Below are 21,491 nucleotides of genomic sequence, written 5' to 3' on the forward strand. Positions count from 1 at the left end.
CCGTGGTGTACACCGCTTCGGTGTCGGCCCCGGTCACCGGCAGCCCGCTGGTGGTCACGCTGGCCAACGGTCAGAGCATCACCATCGGTGTCGGTGAGTCGTCCGGTTCGGTCAACTTCACCGCGCCGAACAACGTCTACAACACCAACACTCCGCTGACCAACAGCATCAGCAAGGTTGAAGGCGGTAACTACGAGCAGCTCGACACTGCAGGTAATCCGACTACTAGCGTGACCGACGGTCCTGACACCCAGGCCACCACCAACCTGGTGCTGAGTGCCACCGGCGATGTCGCTGAAGGCGGGCAGATCGTCTACACCGCGACCCTGAGCAACCCAGCCGGCACGGCAATGACCGTGACCTTGAGCAACGGCGCGACCATCAACATCGCGGCCGGCCAGACCGCAGGCCAGGTAACGGTCGCCGCACCGGCGGATGACGTCTACAAAGACGCCGGCCAGGTCAAAGTGAGTGTCACCGGCACCACTGGCGGTGACTTCGAGAAGCTCGCGGTCAACCCGGCTGAAGCCGTCACCAACGTGAGCGATACCATCGACACGTCGACCGTGACCCTGACCGCCACTCCAAGCGTGGTCGAGGGCGGTACCGTGGTGTACACCGCTTCCGTCAGCGCCCCGGTCACCGGCAGCCCGCTGGTGGTAACCCTGGCCAACGGCCAGAGCATCACCATCGGCGTCGGCGAGTCGTCCGGTTCGGTCAACTTCACCGCACCGAACAACGTCTACAACACCAACGCCCCGCTGACCAACAGCATCACCAAGGTCGATGGCGGCAACTACGAGCAGCTCGAAACTGCGGGCAACCCGACCACTACCGTCACCGACAGCCCGGACACCCAGGCCACCACCAACCTGGTGCTGAGCGCTACCGGCGATGTCGCCGAAGGCGGGCAGATCGTCTACACCGCCACGCTGAGCAACCCAGCGGGTACGGCGATGACCGTGACCCTGAGCAACGGTTCGACCATCAACATCGCCGCCGGCCAGACCACTGGCCAGGTGACGGTCGCCGCACCGGCCGATGACGTTTACAAAGACGCCGGTCAAGTCAAAGCCACCATTACTGGCACCACTGGCGGTGACTTCGAGAATCTGGCGGTTAATCCAGCCGAAGCTGTGACCAACGTCAGCGATACCATCGATACCAGCACGGTCACGTTGACCGCCAATGCTTCGGTCGTTGAAGGTGGCGTGGTCACCTACACCGCTTCCGTCAGCGCACCGGTCACCGGCAGCCCGCTGGTAGTCACCCTGGCCAACGGCCAGAGCATCACCATCGGCGTCGGCGAGTCGTCCGGCTCGGTCAACTTCACCGCGCCGAACAACGTTTACAACACCAACGCTCCGCTGACCAACAGCATCAGCAAGGTCGAAGGCGGCAATTACGAGCAGCTCGAAACCGCAGGTAACCCGACCACCACCGTCACCGATAGCCCGGACACCCAGGCCACCACTGACCTGGTGCTGAGCGCCACCGGCGATGTCGCCGAAGGCGGGCAGATCGTCTACACCGCCACGCTGAGCAACCCAGCCGGTACGGCGATGACCGTGACCCTGAGCAACGGCTCGACCATCAACATCGCGGCCGGCCAGACCGCAGGCCAGGTAACGGTCGCCGCACCGGCCGATGACGTCTACAAAGACGCCGGTCAGGTCAAAGTAAGTGTCACCGGCACTACCGGCGGCGACTTCGAGAAGCTGGCGGTCAACCCGGCCGAAGCCGTGACCAATGTCAGCGACACCATCGACACGTCGACCGTCACCCTGACCGCCACTCCAAGCGTGGTCGAGGGCGGTACCGTGGTGTACACCGCTTCGGTGTCGGCGCCGGTGACCGGTTCGCCACTGGTCGTGACCCTGGCCAACGGCCAGAGCATCACCATTGGCGTCGGTGAGTCGTCCGGTTCGGTCAACTTCACCGCGCCAAACAACGTCTACAACACCAATGCTCCGCTGACCAACAGCATCAGTGAAGTGTCGGGTGGTAACTACGAGAAGCTTGAAACCGCAGGTAACCCGACCACTACGGTCACCGACAGCCCGGACACCCAGGCCACCACCAACCTGGTGCTGAGCGCTACCGGCGATGTCGCTGAAGGCGGTCAGATCGTCTATACCGCCACGCTGAGCAACCCAGCCGGCACGGCAATGACCGTGACCCTGAGCAACGGCGCGACCATCGCTATCGCTGCCGGCCAGACCACTGGCCAGGTGACCGTCGCGGCGCCAGCCGATGACGTCTACAAAGATGCCGGCCAGGTCAAAGTAAGTGTCACCGGCACCACCGGTGGCGACTTCGAGAAGCTCGCGGTCAACCCGGCTGAAGCTGTCACCAACGTCAGTGACACCATCGACACGTCGACCGTCACCCTGACCGCCACTCCAAGCGTGGTCGAGGGCGGTACCGTGGTGTACACCGCTTCCGTCAGCGCCCCGGTCACCGGCAGCCCGCTGGTGGTAACCCTGGCTAATGGCCAGAGCATCACCATCGGTGTCGGCGAGTCCTCCGGCTCGGTCAACTTCACCGCGCCGAACAACGTCTACAACACCAATGCCCCGCTGACCAACAGCATCAGCAAGGTCGAAGGCGGCAATTACGAGCAGCTCGAAACTGCGGGCACGCCTACCACCACGGTCACCGACAGCCCGGCCACCCAGGCCACCACTGACCTGGTGCTGAGCGCCACTGGCGATGTCGCTGAAGGCGGCCAGATCGTCTACACCGCCACCCTGAGCAACCCAGCCGGCACGGCAATGACCGTGACCTTGAGCAACGGCGCGACCATCAACATCGCCGCCGGTCAAACGAGTGGTCAGGTAACGGTCGCGGCGCCAGCCGATGACGTTTACAAAGACGCCGGTCAAGTCAAGGCCACCATTACTGGCACCACCGGCGGTGACTTCGAGAAGCTGGCCGTTAACCCAGCCGCAGCCGTCACCAATGTCAGCGACACTATCGACACGTCGACAGTAACCCTCACTGCCAATGCTTCGGTCGTGGAAGGTGGCGTGGTCACCTACACCGCCTCCGTCAGTGCCCCAGTCACCGGCAGCCCGCTGGTGGTCACGCTGGCCAACGGTCAGAGCATCACCATCGGCGTCGGCGAGTCGTCCGGCTCGGTCAACTTCGTTGCACCGAACAACGTCTACAACACCAACGCCCCGCTGACCAACAGCATCACCAAGGTCGATGGCGGCAACTACGAGAAGCTGGTTTCTGTTGGCAACACCACAACCAGCGTCACCGACAGCCCAGCGACCCAAGCCACCACCAACCTGGTGCTGAGCGCCACTGGCGATGTCGCCGAAGGCGGCCAGATCGTCTACACCGCCACCTTGAGCAATCCGGCGGGTACGGCAATGACCGTGACCCTGAGCAACGGCGCGACCATCAACATCGCCGCCGGTCAAACGAGTGGCCAGGTAACGGTCGCGGCGCCAGCCGATGACGTCTACAAAGATGCCGGCCAGGTCAAGGCCACCATTACTGGCACCACCGGCGGTGACTTCGAGAAGCTGGCCGTTAACCCAGCCGCAGCCGTCACCAATGTCAGCGACACCATCGACACGTCGACAGTGACCCTCACTGCCAATGCTTCAGTCGTTGAAGGTGGCGTGGTCACCTACACCGCTTCCGTCAGCGCGCCGGTCACCGGCAGCCCGCTGGTCGTGACCCTGGCTAATGGCCAGAGCATTACCATCGGCGTCGGCGAGTCGTCCGGCTCGGTCAACTTCACCGCGCCGAACAACGTCTACAACACCAATGCCCCGCTGACCAACAGCATTACCAAGGTCGATGGCGGCAACTACGAGAAGCTGGTTTCTGTTGGCAACACCACAACCAGCGTCACCGACAGCCCGGCCACTCAAGCCACCACCAATCTGGTGCTGAGCGCCACCGGCGATGTCGCCGAAGGCGGCCAGATCGTCTACACCGCCACGCTGAGCAACCCAGCCGGCACGGCAATGACTGTGACCCTGAGCAACGGTGCGACCATCAACATCGCCGCCGGTCAAACGAGTGGCCAGGTAACGGTCGCGGCGCCAGCCGATGACGTTTACAAGGATGCTGGTCAAGTCAAAGCCACCATCACTGGCACCACCGGCGGTGACTTCGAGAAGCTGGCGGTCAACCCGGCCGAAGCTGTGACCAATGTCAGTGACACCATCGACACCAGCACGGTCACGTTGACCGCCAATGCTTCGGTAGTGGAAGGTGGCGTGGTCACCTACACCGCTTCCGTCAGCGCACCAGTCACCGGCAGCCCGCTGGTGGTCACGCTGGCCAACGGCCAGAGCATCACCATCGGCGTCGGTGAATCGTCTGGTTCGGTCAACTTCACCGCGCCGAACAACGTCTACAACACCAATGCCCCGCTGACCAACAGCATTACCAAGGTCGATGGCGGCAACTACGAGAAGCTGGTTTCTGTTGGCAACACCACAACCAACGTCACCGACAGCCCGGCCACTCAAGCCACCACCAATCTGGTGCTGAGCGCCACCGGCGATGTCGCCGAGGGCGGGCAGATCGTCTATACCGCCACGCTGAGCAACCCAGCGGGCACGGCAATGACTGTGACCTTGAGCAACGGCGCGACCATCAACATCGCCGCCGGTCAAACGAGTGGCCAGGTAACGGTCGCGGCGCCAGCCGATGACGTTTACAAGGATGCTGGTCAAGTCAAAGCCACCATCACCGGCACCACCGGCGGCGACTTCGAGAAGCTGGCGGTCAATCCAGCCGAAGCTGTGACCAACGTCAGTGACACCATCGACACCAGCACGGTCACGTTGACCGCCAATGCTTCGGTCGTGGAAGGTGGCGTGGTCACCTACACCGCTTCCGTCAGCGCGCCGGTCACCGGCAGCCCGCTGGTGGTCACCCTGGCCAACGGCCAGAGCATCACCATTGGCGTGGGTGAGTCCTCCGGCTCGGTCAATTTCGTCGCGCCGAACAACGTCTACAACACCAATGCCCCGCTGACCAACAGCATCACCAAGGTCGATGGCGGCAACTACGAGAAGCTGGTTTCTGTTGGCAACACCACAACCAGCGTCACCGACAGCCCAGCGACCCAAGCCACCACCAATCTGGTGCTGAGCGCCACCGGCGATGTTGCCGAGGGCGGTCAGATTGTCTACACCGCCACCTTGAGCAATCCGGCGGGTACGGCAATGACCGTGACCCTGAGCAACGGCGCGACCATCAACATCGCTGCCGGCCAGTCCTCTGGCCAGGTAACGGTCGCGGCGCCGGCTGATGACGTCTACAAAGATGCCGGCCAGGTCAAAGCCACCATTACAGGCACCACCGGCGGTGACTTCGAGAAGCTGGCGGTCAACCCGGCCGAAGCCGTGACCAACGTCAGCGACACGATCGATACGTCGACAGTGACCCTCACTGCCAATGCTTCGGTCGTGGAAGGCGGCGTGGTCACCTACACCGCTTCCGTCAGTGCCCCAGTCACCGGCAGCCCGCTGGTGGTAACGCTGGCCAACGGCCAGAGCATCACCATCGGCGTCGGCGAGTCGTCCGGTTCGGTCAACTTCACCGCGCCGAACAACGTCTACAACACCAACGCCCCGCTGACCAACAGCATCACCAAGGTCGATGGCGGCAACTACGAGAAGCTTGTCACCACCGGCACCCCGTCAACCACCGTAACGGATGTAGCGGGCACCAAAGACGCCACAAGCCTGGTCCTCAGCGCCACGTCGACGGTCGCCGAAGGCGGCAAGATCACCTATACCGCTACCTTGTCCAACAAGGCCGGGTCGGACATGACCATCAAGTTGAGCAATGGCGAGACCATCTCCATTGCCAAAGGCCAGACTGAAGGCAGCATCACCTTGAACGCACCTGGCGATGATCCCTACATCGATGCAGGGTCGGTTCAGGTCAAGATCGACGGCAGCACTGGCGGCGATTTCGAATTGCTGGCAGTTGACGGCGCTTACGCTGTCACCAAGGTCACCGACACCATCGACACGACCAACTTGACGCTCAGCGCCACGCCGACAGTCGCCGAGGGTGGCCAGATCACCTATACCGCCACGTTGAGCAACCCGGCGGGTACGGCGATGACCGTGACCTTGAGCAATGGCCAGACCATCAACATTGCCGCAGGCAAGACGTCGGGCTCGGTGATCGTCGCCGCACCGGCGGACGATGTATACATCGATGCCGGTGATGTGTCGGCGAAGATCACCGGTACTACCGGCGGCAACTTTGAAAACCTCGCTGTCAGCAACTCGGCTGCCGTCACGACGGTGACCGACACCATCCAGACCACCACCCTGAGCATCGGTGGCACCACGGCCGTAGCCGAAGGCGGTAACGCCAGCTATACCGTGACCCTGAGCAACAATGCACAAACCGATGTAACGGTGAAGCTGACCTATACCGGCACCGCCACCAATGGCGTCGACTTCACGGGCGTTGCCACCGTCACGATCAAGGCCGGTAGCAACTCGGCCAACTTCACCATCCCGACGATCAAGGACAACGTCACCGAGGGCACCGAGCAGTTCACTGTCAAGATCGATTCCGCCACCGGCGGCAACTTCGAGAACCTGGCAATCAGTGGCAGCGCTGGCAGCGTTACCACGCAGATCTTCGAGCCGGCCCCGGTGCTGGACCTGGACGCCAACGACTCGAGCGGCAAGACCGGCGCCGACTACCAGACCACCTTCACCGAAAACCAGCCAGGCAGCGGCGTGTCGATCGGCGATATCGATGTCTCGATCACCGACTTCGACAGCTCGATGCTGACCGGCGCGACCGTGACCCTGACCAACCGTCAGCCAGGCGATGCCCTTAACCTGGGCAACAGCGTCAACGGCATCTCGATCAACGCCAACAGCACCGACGGTAAAGTGGTGCTGACCCTGAGCGGCACCGCTTCGCTGGCCGACTACATCCAGGCGATCAAGAACATCACCTTCATCAACACCAGTGAAGACCCGAGCACCACGCCGCGGGTCATCACGGTCACGGTGACTGATGGCGTCAACACCTCGAACACCGCGACCACCACGGTCAATGTCATCGCCGTCAACGACGCGCCAACCACCACGGGTGGTGCCGTCACCGGTACGGAGGACACCGACCTGGTGCTGGGTTGGAATGATTTCAACGTCAGCGACGTCGACTCGCCGATCAGCAGCCTGGGCGTCACCATCACCAAGCTGCCGGACGCTGGCACCCTGAAGCTGTTCAACGGCACCAGCTGGGTCGATGTGAAAGCCGGCGAGACCATCAGCCAAGCCGACATTACCGCAGGCAAGCTCAAGTTCGTGCCGGTGGCCAACCAGTCCGGTGTGGACGGCTATGGCGGCAACGGCGTGGGCAACAAGCAGGCTGACTATGCGCAGATCAAGTACAAGCCTACCGACGGCAAGGATGCAGGCAGCGAAGCCACGCTGAAGGTCGACATCACGCCGGTCGCCGACAAGCCGGACCTGAGCATTGGCAACAACAACGTCAACTCGCTCGGCCTGACCAAGGAAACCTGGACCAGCCTCAACGGCCTGGGCACGAACGGCAACGGCATCACTGGCGATGCCCTGAAGAATGTGTTCGCCAACTCCGGCAGCGCCAGCAAGAGCGAGCAGGTGACCACGGTCGACACCTCGGCCACCGTCACCCCGGGCACGGGCTCGAAGACGTCCGGCCTGATCTACCTGGAAGCCGGCAAGACCTACACCTTCAGCGGCACCGCCGACGACAGCCTGCAGATCGTCATCGGCGGCAAGAACGTCGCCGGCGCGACCTGGGGCTCGGCAAGCGGCAGCATCTCGGGCAGCTTCACGCCGACCACCAGCGGCTACTACACGCTGGAGATCTACAACGCCAACCAGGCCGGCCCTGGCAGCCTCGATGTCAACATCAAAGTGGGCAACGGTGCGGTCACCGACCTGAACAGCGCCAACATCCCGATGTACCCGAACCTCTCTGCGCTGGCCGGCGCCGGGGTGACGGTGTCCGACCTGCACGGCAGCAATGGCCAGGGTTACTACGACGGCTACAAGCTCAACGAAGGTGGCGAGAACGGCGCACCGGTCAAGCTGGTGAGCATCAGCACCGCACTGACCGACACGGACGGCTCGGAGAGCCTGAGCGTCAAGCTCAGTGGCATCCCGGCAGGCTCGGTGCTGGCTGACAACGCAGGCCATACCTTCACCGTCGGCTCCAGCGCGGTGGATGTCACTGGCTGGAACCTGGGCAGCCTGACCATCAAGCCGCCGGCCTACTACGCCGGCCAGTTCGACGTGAAGGTCACCTCCACCTCCACCGAGAGCGTTGGCGGCAGCACCGCGACCAACGAAGGCAGCATCAAGGTCACGGTCTACCCGCAGAGCTACACCACCAGCAACCTGTCGTCTGACAACGACACGGTCGCGGGCACCGATGGCAACGATATTGTCGTTGCCGATGTCAGCGGTCTGCATGTGGTGCCGGGGCAGGATTACAACATCGCCTTCATTGTCGACACCTCTGGCAGCATGGGCTCGTCGGGCGTGAGTGCGGCGAAGTCTTCGCTGGAGTCGGTGTTCAAGACCCTGGCGGCGAGCGTCAAGGGCTCGCAGTCGGGTACGGTGAACATCCTGCTGGTCGACTTCGCGACCCAGGTAAAGAGCAGCGTATCGGTGACCCTCAACGACGCCGGCCTGCAGACGCTGCTCAATGCGCTGAACGGCCTGAAGTCCAATGGCGGCACCAACTACGAAGATGCCTTCAAGACCACCGCAAACTGGTTCCAGAGCCTCAAGGATGCTGGCAGCACGGGCGGTAACCAGACGTACTTCATTACCGACGGCCAGCCGACCTACTACCAGACTGGCGAGCAGACCAACCCGAAACTGGGCTACAGCAACGTCACGCTGGATACCTACCTGTCGTCGATCAACTACAAGATGGGCGATGTGGTCTACCGTGGCAGTGTGGACAGCAGTACCCGGGTGAACATCGACGCCGATGGCTCCATGGCGGTCCAGTACAAGTACGGAAACAGCTGGTACAACTACAGTTCGTACTCCATCCATGCCCAGGGCGATGGCACCTACGAGCTGTCATCGCTGGCGGGCACCGGCAGCAGCACCAACAACGCGACCTACAACAACTCGGTCGACAGCTTCAAACTGTTGTCGGGCCTGTCCAACGTCGAGGCCATCGGCCTCAACAACGACGTCAACACCAGCGACCTGAAGCCGTTCGACTCCGATGGCAAGCCGCAGACCAACATCGACCCAAGCAAGCTGGCAGACGCGATTCTCGGCCATACCGAGGTCACCAAGCCGGGTGACGACACGGTCAACGGTGGTGACGGCAACGACATCATCTTTGGCGACCTGCTGACCTTCCCATCGGTGGCCGGCACGGGTGTCGAGGCGATCCAGGGCTACGTCGCCAACAAGCTGGGCGTGGAGGCCGGTGATGTGGATGCCCGCGCGATGCACAAGTACATCAGCGAGCACTACACCGAGTTCGATGTTTCGGGCAGCAACGACGGCGCCGACGCGCTGATGGGGGGTGCAGGCAATGACATCATCTTCGGCCAGGGTGGCAACGACACCCTCGACGGCGGCAAAGGCAATGACATCCTGCTGGGCGGCAGTGGCAACGACACGCTGATTGGCGGCCAGGGCAATGACATCCTGATCGGCGGCAGCGGTGCCGATACCTTTGTGTGGAAGGCCGGCGACATCGGCAATGACGTGATCAAGGACTTCAAAGTCAGCGAGGGTGACCGCCTCGACCTGCGCGACCTGCTGCAGGGCGAGAAGGCCAGCACCATCGACAACTTCCTGAAGATCACCACCGTCGATGGCTCCTCGACCTTGCAGGTGAGCACTGAAGGCAAGCTCAATGCCGCCGGTGGCCTGGCCAATGCCGACGTTTCGATCAAGCTGGAAGGGGTCAACTGGTCGAACACCACGATCAACTCGTTGATCAGCGGTGCCGACCCAACCATCAAGGTCGACAACAACTGACCCCTACCCGCGGTGGCCGTAGCAGGCCACCGCGGGGCGGTCTTTTCTCCTACCCTCGCGCAGCGCATACTCACGCGCCGGGCTGTCACGCCTGGTGAACTTTGCCTATGCTGCTGTCTACCAACAAGGAATCATCGTGACGAGGGACGACGCCATGTTCTACGTGCAACGCGACGCCGAGGGCCGTTTGCTGCGGGTAGAACCTGCAGCCTTTGCAGAACACACCGAAATCATTCCGGCCGACAGTGCCGAAATCCAGGAATGGTTTGCCGACGATGTGGTCGAGAACAGCCTCAAGCAGCTCAAGCAGAGCGACCTGGACATGATCCGGGTGCTCGAGGACCTGATCGAGGTCCTCACTGCCAAGGGCGTGTTCAGCATTACCGACCTTCCACCTGGCGCCCAGGCCAAGCTGCTCAACCGCTCCACGGCGCGCAAGGCGCTCGGTAGCTTGAACAACCTGATCGAAGACGAAGAGGAGGGCGGGTTGATCTGAAACCCGCTGCGCGGCCTGGCCAGCACGAAAACAGCGCAATCGCCCCTTCATATCGTTATTCGTTAACGGTATTTAAACTATTTTTCTTATGACTTTATAGTCACCCCCACTGCGTACCCGTCGACCAATCGATGCGCCGCACGACTTGAACCCACACGGGAAAACCCCGTGCGTTTCTGATCGTTGCGCGCCCTGAAGTCGCGCACTGCGTGGGAGTGAAAAATGTCCGCCGCCTCGAACGCCTTGTCGTCCATCGACAGCGCCCAGCCGCAAACCTTCGAAATCCGCCCGTTCTCTGGTGCCGTCGGCGCCGAGATCACCGGCCTGGACCTGGCCAAACCAGTCAACGCCGAGGATTTCCAGCGTATTCATCGCGCTCACCTCGACCACCATGTGCTGGTGTTCCGCGACCAGCGCATCAGCCCTGAACAACAGATCAGCTTCAGCCGCCGCTTTGGCGAACTGCAGATCCATGTGCTCAAGCAGTTCCTGCTCGCCGGCCACCCCGAGATCCTGATCGTTTCCAACATCATCGAGAACGGCCAGAACGTCGGCCTGGGCGATGCTGGCAAGTTCTGGCATTCGGACCTGTCGTACAAGCCGCTCCCCAGCCTCGGTTCCATGCTGCACGCCCAGGAACTGCCCAGCGAAGGCGGCGACACCCTGTTCGCCGACATGCACAAAGCCTGGGACGCGGTACCCGATGCGCTGCGTAAAGTGGTCGAGGGCCGCAATGCCGCGCATTCCTACACCGCCCGTTACGCCGAGACCAAATTTGAAGGTAGCTGGCGCCCGACCCTGACCGCCGAACAGCTGGCGCAGGTGCAGGAAGTCATCCATCCAGTGGTACGCACCCACCCGGAGAATGGCCGCAAGGCGCTGTTTGTCAGCGAAGGTTTCACCACCCGCATCGTCGGCCTGCCAGACGATGAAAGCCGCGACGTGCTGCAGCAGCTGTATGCCCTGAGCGTGCTCGACCAGAACATCTACCGCCACCAATGGCAGCCCCACGACCTTGTGTTCTGGGACAACCGTTCGTTGATCCACCTGGCCACGGGCTGCCCTGCGCACCTGCGGCGCAAACTGTTCCGCACCACCATCCAGGGCGATGCCCCGTTCTGACGACTGAGGAAACCATCATGCGCAAATCCATCAGCCGCCTGGCGGCGAGTATCGGCCTGGGCGCAAGCCTGGTCGTTGGTAGCCTCGCGGCGCCGACCGTGGCCCACGCCGAAGGCGAAATCCGCATCGCCGAGCAGTTCGGCATCGTTTACCTGCTGCTCAACGTGGTGCGGGATCAGCACCTGATCGAGAAGCACGGCAAGGAGCAGGGCATCGACATCAAGGTCGACTGGGCCCAGCTGTCTGGCGGCGCGGCAATCAACGATGCGCTGTTGTCTGGCTCGGTGGACATCGCCGGTGCCGGGGTCGGCCCGCTGCTGACCGTGTGGGACCGTACCAAAGGTCGGCAGAACGTCAAGGCCGTGGCCTCGCTGGGCAACTTCCCGTACTACCTGGTCAGCAGCAACCCCAACGTGAAGACCATCGCCGACATCTCCAACAAGGACCGGATTGCCGTGCCGGCCGTGGGCGTTTCGGTGCAGTCGCGCTTCCTGCAGTACGCCGCGGCCCAGCAGTGGGGCGACAAGGAATTCAACCGCCTCGACAAGTACACCCTGGCCGTGCCACACCCGGATGCCACCGCAGCCTTGCTGGCGGGCGGCACGGAGCTCAACGGGCACTTCTCCAACCCGCCATTCCAGGACCAGGCGCTGGCCAACAAGGACGTGCACGTGGTGCTCAACAGCTATGACCTGCTGGGCCCCAACTCGCCGACCCTGTTGTTCGCCACCGAGAAATTCCGTAACGACAACCCCAAGACCTACAAGGCCTTCGTCGATGCGCTGGCAGAAGCCGCAGACTTTGCCCAGAAGGACAAGGCGGCCGCCGCCGACACCTACATTCGCGTGACCAAGGCCAAGATCGACCGCGACGCGCTGATCAAGCTGATCGACAACCCGCAGTACGAGTTCACCGTCACGCCGAAGAACACCTACAAGCTGGCCGACTTCCTGTACCGGGTAGGCGCCATCAAGCACAAGCCGGAATCGTGGAAGGATTACTTCTTCCAGGATGAACGCCCGTTGCAGGGGAGCTGACCGACCATGACCGCCCCATTGCCAGGCCACACGGCCAGCAACCTGAGCCGTGTCGCAACACCGGCGTTGCTCAAGGTGGACAACCTGAGCCTCGAATACCGCACCGCGCAGCGCGTAGTGCGGGCCACCCACCAGGTCAGCTTCGAAGTCGACCGTGCCGACCGTTTTGTACTGCTGGGCCCCTCGGGCTGTGGCAAATCCACCCTGCTCAAGGCCGTGGCCGGTTTTATCGAGCCACGCGAAGGGCAGATTCTGCTCGAGGGCCAGCCGGTGCGCGGCCCGGGGCCTGACCGCATCGTGGTGTTTCAGGAGTTCGACCAGCTGCCGCCGTGGAAGACGGTGAAGCAGAACGTGATGTTCCCGCTGCTGGTCTCGGGCCAGCTCAAGCGCGCTGAGGCCGAGGAGCGCGCCCTGCACTACCTCGAGAAGGTCGGCCTGGCCGCCTTCGCCGACGCCTACCCGCACACGCTGTCGGGCGGCATGAAGGCCCGCGTGGCCATCGCCCGAGCTTTGGCCACCCAGCCGAAGATCCTGCTGATGGACGAGCCGTTCGCCGCACTCGACGCCCTGACCCGGCGCAAGATGCAGGAAGAACTTCTGCAGTTGTGGGAGGAAGTGCGCTTTACCCTGCTGTTCGTCACCCATTCCATCGAAGAAGCGCTGGTGGTGGGCAACCGCATCCTGCTGCTGTCGCCCCACCCAGGCCGGGTGCGCGCCGAAGTGCATAGCCACCAGTATGACCTCGGCAGCCTCGGCGCCAGTGACTTCCAGGCCAGCGCTCGGCGCATCCATCGCCTGCTGTTCGATGAAGCCGAGGCACCGGAGCAAACCGCTGACCTGGGTTTCAACGATATCCGCATCGCCTACTGACAGGAGCTTGAGCATGACGACGACACCTGCGCGCCAGGAATACGAAGTGCAGCTGCAGCCCCTGCCCGGGGTGCCGCTGGAGCGCGAACTGCCGCTGGCACAGCGGCTGTGGCAACAAGGCTGGCTGCGCAAGGCGCTGATTCTGGTGCTGCTGGCGATCCTCTGGGAGGTGGCCGCGCGGGTTACTGACAACGACCTGCTGCTGCCAAGCTTCCTGCAAACCGCCGTGGCGTTCTGGGACGGCATGATCACGGGCGAGCTGCCGGCCAAGGTCGGGGTTTCGCTGGTGGTGCTGCTCAAGGGCTATGTGCTGGGCATCGTGCTGGCGTTCGGGCTGACCAGCCTGGCCGTCTCGACCCAATTTGGCCGCGACCTGCTCGGCACCCTCACCTCGATGTTCAACCCGTTGCCGGCCATCGCCTTGTTGCCGCTGGCGCTGCTGTGGTTCGGGCTGGGCGACAACAGCCTGATCTTCGTGCTGGTGCATTCGGTGCTGTGGGCGCTGGCGCTGAATACCTACCAAGGGTTCCAGGGCGTGTCCGAAACCCTGCGCATGGCCGGGCGCAACTATGGCCTGCGTGGCCTGCGCCTGGTGCTGCACGTGCTGGTGCCGGCGGCCCTGCCGTCGATCCTGTCGGGGTTGAAGATCGGCTGGGCGTTTGCCTGGCGCACGCTGATCGCTGCCGAGCTGGTGTTCGGCGCCAGCAGCGGCAAGGGCGGGCTGGGCTGGTACATCTTCCAGAACCGCAACGAGCTGTATACCGACAAGGTATTTGCCGGGTTGGCGGTGGTGATCCTGATCGGGCTGCTGGTCGAGGGGTTGGTGTTCAATACCCTGGAGCGGTTGACGGTACGGCGTTGGGGCATGCAGCGGTAAATCCGCAGTGATGGCCTCATCGCCGGCAAGCCGGCCCCCACCTCAACCGTATCGGCTTCAAGCCCTGCGCGGTATCTGTGGGAGCCGGCTTGCCGGCGATAGGGCCGGAACAGGCAACTAATTCTGGTACTGGGCAGCCGCACTGCTCAGGGTCTTGGCGATTTCATCCCGCAGGCCAACCGGCTGCTCCACCTTCACCCCATCCCCCTGGCTCAACACCCACAACCGCAACCCCCAACCATCCTCGACCGTGGCCCGCAGCCGATGGCCGTGCTCCAGCGCGGTCAGCTGCATGTCCACGCTCAAGGGTGTATCGCGCAACTGCTTCGCCACTGGGTCACTGACCCAGGCCTGCAGCTCCAGCCCATCACCTTGCGCCGGCTGTAGCGTGTCACCGCGCAAATACCCCAGCAGATCGAAATTCCCCCGCAAATCCCCCGCACCATTCGCCGACCAATGCCAGCCAAACGGGATGCTCTTGTCATTGCGCTCCAGCGGAAATATCAGCGACAACTCGTTGAGGTCGCGTTCCACCGTGCGTTTGCTGACATTGAAGCCCACATCACGCAGCCGCCACACCAGCTCGGCACTGGTAATGCCTGGCGAGCGGCTAGGTAGCTGGCGCAGTAGTGCCCACTGGCGGCTGAGGGTGGCGCGGGTGGTGGCGAACGGCAAAAGGTAACGTCCTTGTCTAGGCTTGCCGCATCAGGATGGCGGCATGAGCAGGTCATGGCAATTAGCCACGACCCCCTCAGATCAAGGTTCCGCCATTTGGTTGCCTTGCGCCGAATCGTTCGCGACAGGTTTTGACGTGACGTCGCGCAGAATCACGCCTCATCACAGCCGCGGTCGGGGCTGTGGGCCGTTCAATGAGGATGAACATGTCTGCTGTCAGCAATATCCACTCGCTGCTCGCCCGTCTTCTGCCAGAGCAGGTCATCGCCGCGCCGACGCCAGCCGGGAGGCGCCAGCGGCTGTTCGCCGGGGTGGGCCTGCCGAGCCAGCGGTCGCTGCTGGTCAGCCGCCTGGACGAAGCACCGGACCTGCAGGCGGTGTACGTCGACCTGCGGCAGCAGGCGCTGGCCGGCAATGTGGCAGCGCTCAACGACCTCGGCTGGATCTGGCTCAATGGCAAGTACTGGCGCGCCGACACCGTGCTCGCCGGGCATCTGCTGCGCATGGCCGCTTTGCAGGGCAATGCCGCTGCCTGGTTCAACCTGGGGCAGCAGCATTACTTCGGCAAGGGTATCGATACCTCCTACGTGCAGGCTGCGGAATGTTACCGGCAGGCCTTTGACCGCGGCATGCTGCACGCCGCTGCTGCGCTCGGTGATCTGTTCGAGGAAGAAGTCTGCGATGCCGAACTGGGCTGGCAGGTAGACCTGATTCAGGCGTACCAGTGGTTTCGTCGTGGCGCCGAACGGGGCGAGGCGCGGTGCCGGTTCGAGGTGGGTTACCGGCTGTTGCATGGCCTGCATGTGGAGGCGGACACCAAGGCGGCGCTCTACTGGCTGGAACTCGCGGCAGCGACCGGGGTGATGCAGGCAGCCGAGGAACTGGCGGTGCATTTCAGCAGGCGTGATGGCGCACGCTACCTGGACTGGCGCGACCGCGCGGTGCAGATGGGCAGCACCCTGGCGTTGGCAATGAAGCTCGAAGACCAGGTCCAGCCCTGAACTGGCTGTGCCTGAGCCACCCCTATCGCCGGCAAGCCGGCTCACACAGTTACGCCTTACCCTGTGGGAGCCGGCTTGCCGGCGATAGGGCCGGTGCAGACAGCCTCACTCCCATCAAGATGAACAACAATTCATCCACGCTCTCCGTCGCCTCGGGTTGACGACAGGGGGAGGGCGAGGCGTATATTGATAGTTAGCAAACTATGAATATCCTTGGTTCTCTTAGATGACGCTTGATTCCTTGCGCCTGCAAGTCAGCACCGGCATGGTCGTTGCTGCCCGCCACTGGCGGCGTATCTGCCATAGCGCTTTGACCAGCTACGGTATCTCCGAGGCGTGCGCCGCACCCTTGCTGATGATCGTGCGCCTGGGCGATGGCGTGCACCAGGTTGCCGTGGCCCAGGCTGCAGGCCTGGAAAGCCCCTCGCTGGTGCGCCTGCTCGACCAGTTGTGCAAGGCCGGGCTGGTGTGCCGCAGCGAAGACCCACTGGACCGCCGCGCCAAGGCCCTGAGCCTGACCGCCGAAGGCCGCGCCCTGGCCGAAGCCATCGAAGCCGAACTGGTGCGCGTGCGCCACGACGTGCTGCAGGGCATCGACGAGGCCGACCTGCAAGCCGCCTTGCGGGTGCTGCGTGCCTTCGAGGCCGCCGGCCTGGGCACCGCTGGCGGGGTGGCATGAACGGTTTCTTCAGCTCGGTACCGCCTGCCCGCGACTGGTTCTATGGCGTGCGCACCTTTGCCGCGTCGATGATCGCCCTGTACATCGCCCTGCTGATGCAGCTGCCGCGCCCTTACTGGGCGATGGCGACCGTCTACATCGTCTCCAGCCCCTTCGTCGGGCCAACCAGCTCCAAGGCCCTGTATCGAGCCGTGGGCACGCTGCTCGGTGCCGGCGGTGCCATCTTCCTGGTGCCGCCGCTGGTGCAGTCGCCGTTGTTGCTGACGGTGGCCATCGCCTTGTGGACCGGCACCTTGCTGTACCTGTCGCTGAACCTGCGTACGGCCAACAACTACGTGCTGATGCTGGCCGGCTACACGCTGCCGATGATCGCCCTGGCTGTGGTCGACAACCCCTTGGCGGTGTTCGATGTGGCCTCTTCCCGGGCTCAGGAAATCTGTTTAGGGATTGTCTGCGCAGCGGTGGTCGGCGCGATTTTCTGGCCACGCCGCCTCGCGCCTGTGGTGGTCGGCGCCACCGGCAGCTGGTTTACCGAGGCGATCCGCTACAGCGATACCTACCTGGCCCGCGATATTGCGGCCGATAAAGTAGGAGGCATGCGTGGCGCCATGGTTGCCACCTTCAACTCGCTCGAATTGATGATTGGCCAGCTCGGCCATGAGGGCGCAGGCCCGCATACCCTGAAGAACGCTCGCGAACTGCGTGGGCGGATGATCCACCTGTTGCCGGTGATCGACGCCCTGGATGACGCCCTGGTGGCGCTCGAAGGCCGCGCGCCTGCACAATTCAACCAGTTGCAGCCGGTGCTGGCGGCGGCCCGAGAGTGGCTCAAGGGCACTGCTGAAAGCGCCTCGGTAGCACGCTGGGCCGCCCTGCACGAGCAGATCGACCGCCTGCAGCCCGGTGCCGCCGCCCTTGACCAGCGCGCCGAACTGCTGCTGTCCAATGCGCTTTACCGCCTGAGCGAATGGGCCGACCTCTGGCAGGATTGCTGCACCCTGCAGCATGCCTTGCGCGCGGATGACCCCAAGCCGTGGCGCGCGGTGTACCGGCACTGGCGACTGGGCCGCCTGACGCCGTTCTTCGACCGAGGGTTGATGCTGTACTCGGTGTTGTCCACGGTGCTGGCGATCATCGTCGCCTGCGGCCTGTGGATCGGCCTGGGCTGGAACGACGGCGCCAGCGCCGTGATCCTTGCCGCGGTATCGTGCAGCTTCTTCGCGGCCATGGACGACCCGGCGCCGCAGATCTACCGGTTCTTCTTCTGGACGTTGATGTCGGTGATCTTCTCCAGCCTGTACCTGTTCCTGGTGCTGCCCAACCTTCACGACTTCCCGATGCTGGTGCTGGCGTTCGCTGTGCCGTTCATCTGCGTCGGCACCCTTACCGTGCAGCCGCGTTTTTACCTGGGCACCTTGCTGACCATCGTCAACACCTCGACCTTCATCAGCATCCAGGGCGCCTACGACGCCGACTTTTTCAGCTTCCTGAATGCCAACCTCGCGGGCCCGGTGGGTTTGCTGTTTGCCTTCATCTGGACCCTGGTAATGCGCCCGTTCGGTGTGGAGCTGGCAGCCAAGCGCATGACCCGCTTCGCCTGGCGCGACATCGTCGAGATGACCGAGCCGGCCACCCTGGCCGAACATCGCCAGGTCGGCGTGCAGATGCTCGACCGCCTGATGCAGCACTTGCCGCGGCTGTCGCAAACCGGCCAGGACAGCGGCGTGGCCTTGCGCGACCTGCGCGTGGGCCTGAACCTGCTCGACCTGCTGGCCTACCTGCCGCGTGCTGGCAGCCAGGCCCGCGAGCGCCTGCAAACAGTGATCGATGAAGTCGGCGGCCATTACGCGGCCTGCCTGCGCGCCGGCGAACGCCTGCATGCCCCTGCGGCGCTGCTGCGCAACATGGAGCGCGCACGCCTGGCGCTGAACCTCGACGAACTGTACGAACGCGGCGATGCCCGCACCCACCTGCTGCATGCCCTGAGCGGCCTGCGCCTGGCGCTGCTGCCGGGTGTCGAGGTGATGCTCGAGCCAGCCGAACAACCGCAACTGCCCCCCGGCCTGGACGGAGCGCCCCTGTGATCGGTGAACTGGATATCAGCGGGGTGTTCCTGCCCACGCTGCTGGTGATGATGTTTGGCACCTACCTGCTGTTCCTTGGGGTGCACGCCGTGTTGGTGCGTGTGCATTTCTATCGCCTGGTCTGGCACCGGGCGCTGTTCAATGTTGCTTTGTATGCCGTGCTGCTTGGCGCGGTGGACCACTTTTGCCGAAGCCTGATGCTGCCATGAAAAAACCTTTGCTGACCTTGGGCCGTGTGGTCCTGACCTTGCTGGTAGTGACCTTCGCCGCCGTGCTCGTGTGGCAGATGGTGGTGTACTACATGTTCGCCCCCTGGACCCGCGACGGCCATATCCGCGCCGACGTGATACAGATCGCCCCGGATGTGTCCGGGTTGATCCAGAAGGTCGAGGTGCGCGACAACCAGACCATCAAACGCGGCGATGTGCTGTTCACCATCGACCAGGACCGCTTCACCCTGGCGCTGCGCCAGGCCAAGGCGACCCTCGGCGAGCGCCAGGAAACCCTGGCCCAGGCTTCGCGCGAAGCACAGCGCAACCGCAAGCTGGGCAACCTGGTGGCGGCCGAGCAGCTGGAAGAAAGCCAGTCCCGCGAGGCGCGCGCCCGTTCGGCGGTCAGCGAGGCCCAGGTGGCCGTCGACAGCGCCCAGCTCAACCTTGACCGCTCGGTGGTGCGCAGCCCGGTAGACGGCTACCTCAACGACCGCGCCCCGCGTAACCACGAATTCGTTACCGCCGGCCGCCCCGTGCTGTCGGTGGTGGACAGCGCTTCGTACCACGTCGATGGTTACTTCGAAGAGACCAAGCTGGGCGGCATCCACATCGGCGATGCCGTGGACATCCGCGTGATGGGCGACAACACCCGCCTGCGTGGCCATGTGCAAAGCTTTGCCGCCGGTATCGAAGACCGCGACCGCAGCAGCGGTGCCAACCTGCTGCCCAACGTCAACCCGGCGTTCAGCTGGGTACGCCTGGCCCAGCGCATCCCGGTGCGCATCGCCTTCGATGAAGTACCGCAAGACTTCCGCATGATTGCCGGGCGTACCGCCACGGTGTCGATCATCGAGGGTCAGCAGCCATGAAACAGCTGATCCTGGCTGGCTTCTGCCTGTCTTTGGGTGCCTGCATGATGGTCGGCCCGGACTACGAAGTGCCAAAGGACGCCGCGGTGCAGCGCAGCGACCTCAATGGCTCGCTACGCCAGGATGCCGATAGCGTGGTGTCGGCGCCGGTGCCCGAGGACTGGTGGCAGCTGTATCAGGATCAGCGCTTGAACGAACTGGTGCGCCAGGCGCTGAGCGCCAACACCGAACTGCGCGTGGCCGCGGCGAACATCGCCAAGGCCCGTGCGCAGGTCGAAGTGGCCGAGTCGCAGGGCGGCTTCAACGGTGGTATCAAAGCCGGGGCGCAACGCCTGCAAGAGTCGGGTGAAGCCTTCCTGCAGCCGGAGAAGGTACCTGTGGCCAACATCGGCGAGGCAATCATCAGTGCGTCGTACCAATTCGACCTGTGGGGTACTTTCAAGCGCGGTACCGAGGCCGCCAAGGCCAATGCCGATGCCGTGCAGGCGGCTGCCGACACCGCGCGCATCACCCTGGTGGCCGATGTGGTCAAGGCCTACACCCAGGTGTGCTCGGCCAATGAAGAATTCCACATCGCACGCGAGTCGCTCGACCTGCAGCAGCAGAGCGTGCAGCTCAACCAGCGCCTGCGCGATGCTGGCCGGGGCGATGAGACCCAGGTCACCCGCTCGCAGACCCAATTCAAATCGTTGCGCGCCGAGTTGCCGCGTTTCAAGGCCGAGCGCGAAACAGGCCTGTACACCCTGGCCGCGCTGCTGGCCAAGCCGGTGGACAAACTGCCTGCCGGCACCGCCGATTGCGCCGAGCTTCCGCACCTGAACCAGTTGGTTCCGGTCGGTGACGGCGCAGCATTGCTCAAGCGCCGCCCCGACGTGCGCCAGGCCGAGCGCCAGTTAGCGGCGTCTACAGCAACCATCGGTGTGGCCACGGGTGCGCTGTACCCGGACATCAGCATCGGCGCCCAGGTGGGCACCATCGGTATCCTCGAAAACCTCGGCGAGCCTTCGACCAACCGCTGGGGCTTTGGCCCGCAGATCAGCTGGAGCATCCCCACCAACGGCACCCGTGCGCGCATCCGTATGGCCGAGGCTTCTACCCAGGCCGCGCTGGCGCATTTTGATGGGGTGGTGCTGAACGCCATTCGCGAAACCCAGACGCGACTTGCGCAATACAGCGCTTTGCTGGACCGACGCGACGCGCTGGCCGAGGCGGAAAAATCGGCCAAGGAAGCGGCGGATCAAACGCATCGCTATTACCAGGCAGGGCGTGAGTCGTTCCTGGCAGACCTGCAGGCGACCCGCACTTACACCGACATGCGCGCGCAGTTGGCGGCGGCCAACAGCCAGGTGGCGATGGGGCAGATTGGGGTGTTCCTGGCGCTGGGTGGTGGCTGGAAAGATACCGCCAACCCTTGAGGCCCAATCGCCGGCAAGCCGGCTCCCACAGGTTCAGCGGTGCTCTCAGGCTGCAGCTTGGAACTGGCCAACTTTTGGGGGCAGCCCACTCATTGGGGCAGTCCAGGTATCGCAACAAGCCTGAGCCCTGCGCCGAAC

13 protein-coding genes are annotated in these 21,491 nt (G+C 63.6%); 12 read left to right on the forward strand and 1 reads right to left on the reverse strand.

Going from position 1 to position 21,491, the window contains the following annotated elements:
• The first annotated feature begins 5 nt into the window (after positions 1-5).
• The 6 genes from ABEH27_RS20005 (at position 6) to ABEH27_RS20030 (ending at position 14,418) form a co-directional block, all read left to right on the forward strand.
• Positions 6-10,016 (forward strand): immunoglobulin-like domain-containing protein, encoded by a 10,011-nt coding sequence (locus ABEH27_RS20005; RefSeq protein ID WP_346615295.1) that lies wholly within the window; start codon positions 6-8, stop codon positions 10,014-10,016.
• 154 nt (positions 10,017-10,170) lie between these two features.
• Positions 10,171-10,512, forward strand: coding sequence for a tryptophan synthase subunit beta (locus tag ABEH27_RS20010; protein WP_346615296.1), 342 nt, complete (start codon positions 10,171-10,173; stop codon positions 10,510-10,512).
• Positions 10,513-10,734: 222 nt separating this feature from the next.
• Positions 10,735-11,634 carry a TauD/TfdA family dioxygenase gene (locus tag ABEH27_RS20015; protein WP_346615224.1) on the forward strand — a complete coding sequence of 300 codons (900 nt, stop codon included), beginning with the start codon at positions 10,735-10,737 and terminating at the stop codon, positions 11,632-11,634.
• A 17-nt stretch (positions 11,635-11,651) separates the two neighbouring features.
• Positions 11,652-12,671, forward strand: a complete 1,020-nt coding sequence (locus ABEH27_RS20020; protein WP_346615225.1) for an ABC transporter substrate-binding protein — start codon at positions 11,652-11,654, stop codon at positions 12,669-12,671.
• A 6-nt stretch (positions 12,672-12,677) separates the two neighbouring features.
• Positions 12,678-13,541, forward strand: coding sequence for an ABC transporter ATP-binding protein (locus ABEH27_RS20025; RefSeq protein WP_346615226.1), 864 nt, complete (start codon positions 12,678-12,680; stop codon positions 13,539-13,541).
• A 13-nt stretch (positions 13,542-13,554) separates the two neighbouring features.
• Positions 13,555-14,418, forward strand: a complete 864-nt coding sequence (locus tag ABEH27_RS20030) for an ABC transporter permease (RefSeq protein ID WP_346615227.1) — start codon at positions 13,555-13,557, stop codon at positions 14,416-14,418.
• Positions 14,419-14,535: 117 nt separating this feature from the next.
• Here the strand turns inward: ABEH27_RS20030 and ABEH27_RS20035 are convergent, their stop codons facing one another.
• The gene (locus ABEH27_RS20035) at positions 14,536-15,093 is read right to left on the reverse strand and encodes a WYL domain-containing protein (protein WP_346615228.1); all 558 of its coding nucleotides are present in this window, start codon (positions 15,091-15,093) and stop codon (positions 14,536-14,538) included.
• Positions 15,094-15,299: 206 nt separating this feature from the next.
• On the opposite strand from ABEH27_RS20035, the gene ABEH27_RS20040 reads away from it, so the two are divergent.
• From ABEH27_RS20040 to ABEH27_RS20065, 6 genes are all read left to right on the forward strand, one after another.
• Complete coding sequence (locus ABEH27_RS20040) at positions 15,300-16,094, forward strand: tetratricopeptide repeat protein (RefSeq protein ID WP_346615229.1); 795 nt, start codon at positions 15,300-15,302, stop codon at positions 16,092-16,094.
• Between the two features lie 226 nt (positions 16,095-16,320).
• On the forward strand, positions 16,321-16,773 hold the full coding sequence (locus ABEH27_RS20045; RefSeq protein WP_346615230.1) for a MarR family transcriptional regulator: 453 nt from the start codon (positions 16,321-16,323) through the stop codon (positions 16,771-16,773).
• Positions 16,770-18,857, forward strand: a complete 2,088-nt coding sequence (locus ABEH27_RS20050; RefSeq protein ID WP_346615231.1) for an FUSC family protein — start codon at positions 16,770-16,772, stop codon at positions 18,855-18,857. Before ABEH27_RS20045 ends, ABEH27_RS20050 begins: the two co-directional genes overlap by 4 nt.
• Positions 18,854-19,066 (forward strand): DUF1656 domain-containing protein, encoded by a 213-nt coding sequence (locus tag ABEH27_RS20055; protein WP_274908143.1) that lies wholly within the window; start codon positions 18,854-18,856, stop codon positions 19,064-19,066. Before ABEH27_RS20050 ends, ABEH27_RS20055 begins: the two co-directional genes overlap by 4 nt.
• The gene (locus ABEH27_RS20060) at positions 19,063-19,938 is read left to right on the forward strand and encodes an HlyD family secretion protein (protein WP_346615232.1); all 876 of its coding nucleotides are present in this window, start codon (positions 19,063-19,065) and stop codon (positions 19,936-19,938) included. Before ABEH27_RS20055 ends, ABEH27_RS20060 begins: the two co-directional genes overlap by 4 nt.
• The gene (locus ABEH27_RS20065; protein ID WP_346615233.1) at positions 19,935-21,353 is read left to right on the forward strand and encodes a TolC family protein; all 1,419 of its coding nucleotides are present in this window, start codon (positions 19,935-19,937) and stop codon (positions 21,351-21,353) included. The genes ABEH27_RS20060 and ABEH27_RS20065 overlap by 4 nt, the downstream gene beginning before the upstream one ends.
• Positions 21,354-21,491: the final 138 nt, after the last annotated feature.

The organism is Pseudomonas sp. P39-UII1 (genome assembly GCF_039672635.1).
GTDB lineage: Bacteria > Pseudomonadota > Gammaproteobacteria > Pseudomonadales > Pseudomonadaceae > Aquipseudomonas.

Bases quoted from the DNA above. Each gene is read 5' to 3' on its own strand.
- ABEH27_RS20010 (WP_346615296.1), top strand. From the start codon at position 10,171: ATGTTCTACGTGCAACGCGACGCCGAGGGCCGTTTGCTGCGGGTAGAA.
- ABEH27_RS20015 (WP_346615224.1), top strand. From the start codon at position 10,735: ATGTCCGCCGCCTCGAACGCCTTGTCGTCCATCGACAGCGCCCAGCCG.
- ABEH27_RS20020 (WP_346615225.1), top strand. From the start codon at position 11,652: ATGCGCAAATCCATCAGCCGCCTGGCGGCGAGTATCGGCCTGGGCGCA.
- ABEH27_RS20025 (WP_346615226.1), top strand. From the start codon at position 12,678: ATGACCGCCCCATTGCCAGGCCACACGGCCAGCAACCTGAGCCGTGTC.
- ABEH27_RS20030 (WP_346615227.1), top strand. From the start codon at position 13,555: ATGACGACGACACCTGCGCGCCAGGAATACGAAGTGCAGCTGCAGCCC.
- ABEH27_RS20040 (WP_346615229.1), top strand. From the start codon at position 15,300: ATGTCTGCTGTCAGCAATATCCACTCGCTGCTCGCCCGTCTTCTGCCA.
- ABEH27_RS20045 (WP_346615230.1), top strand. From the start codon at position 16,321: ATGACGCTTGATTCCTTGCGCCTGCAAGTCAGCACCGGCATGGTCGTT.
- ABEH27_RS20050 (WP_346615231.1), top strand. From the start codon at position 16,770: ATGAACGGTTTCTTCAGCTCGGTACCGCCTGCCCGCGACTGGTTCTAT.
- ABEH27_RS20060 (WP_346615232.1), top strand. From the start codon at position 19,063: ATGAAAAAACCTTTGCTGACCTTGGGCCGTGTGGTCCTGACCTTGCTG.
- ABEH27_RS20065 (WP_346615233.1), top strand. From the start codon at position 19,935: ATGAAACAGCTGATCCTGGCTGGCTTCTGCCTGTCTTTGGGTGCCTGC.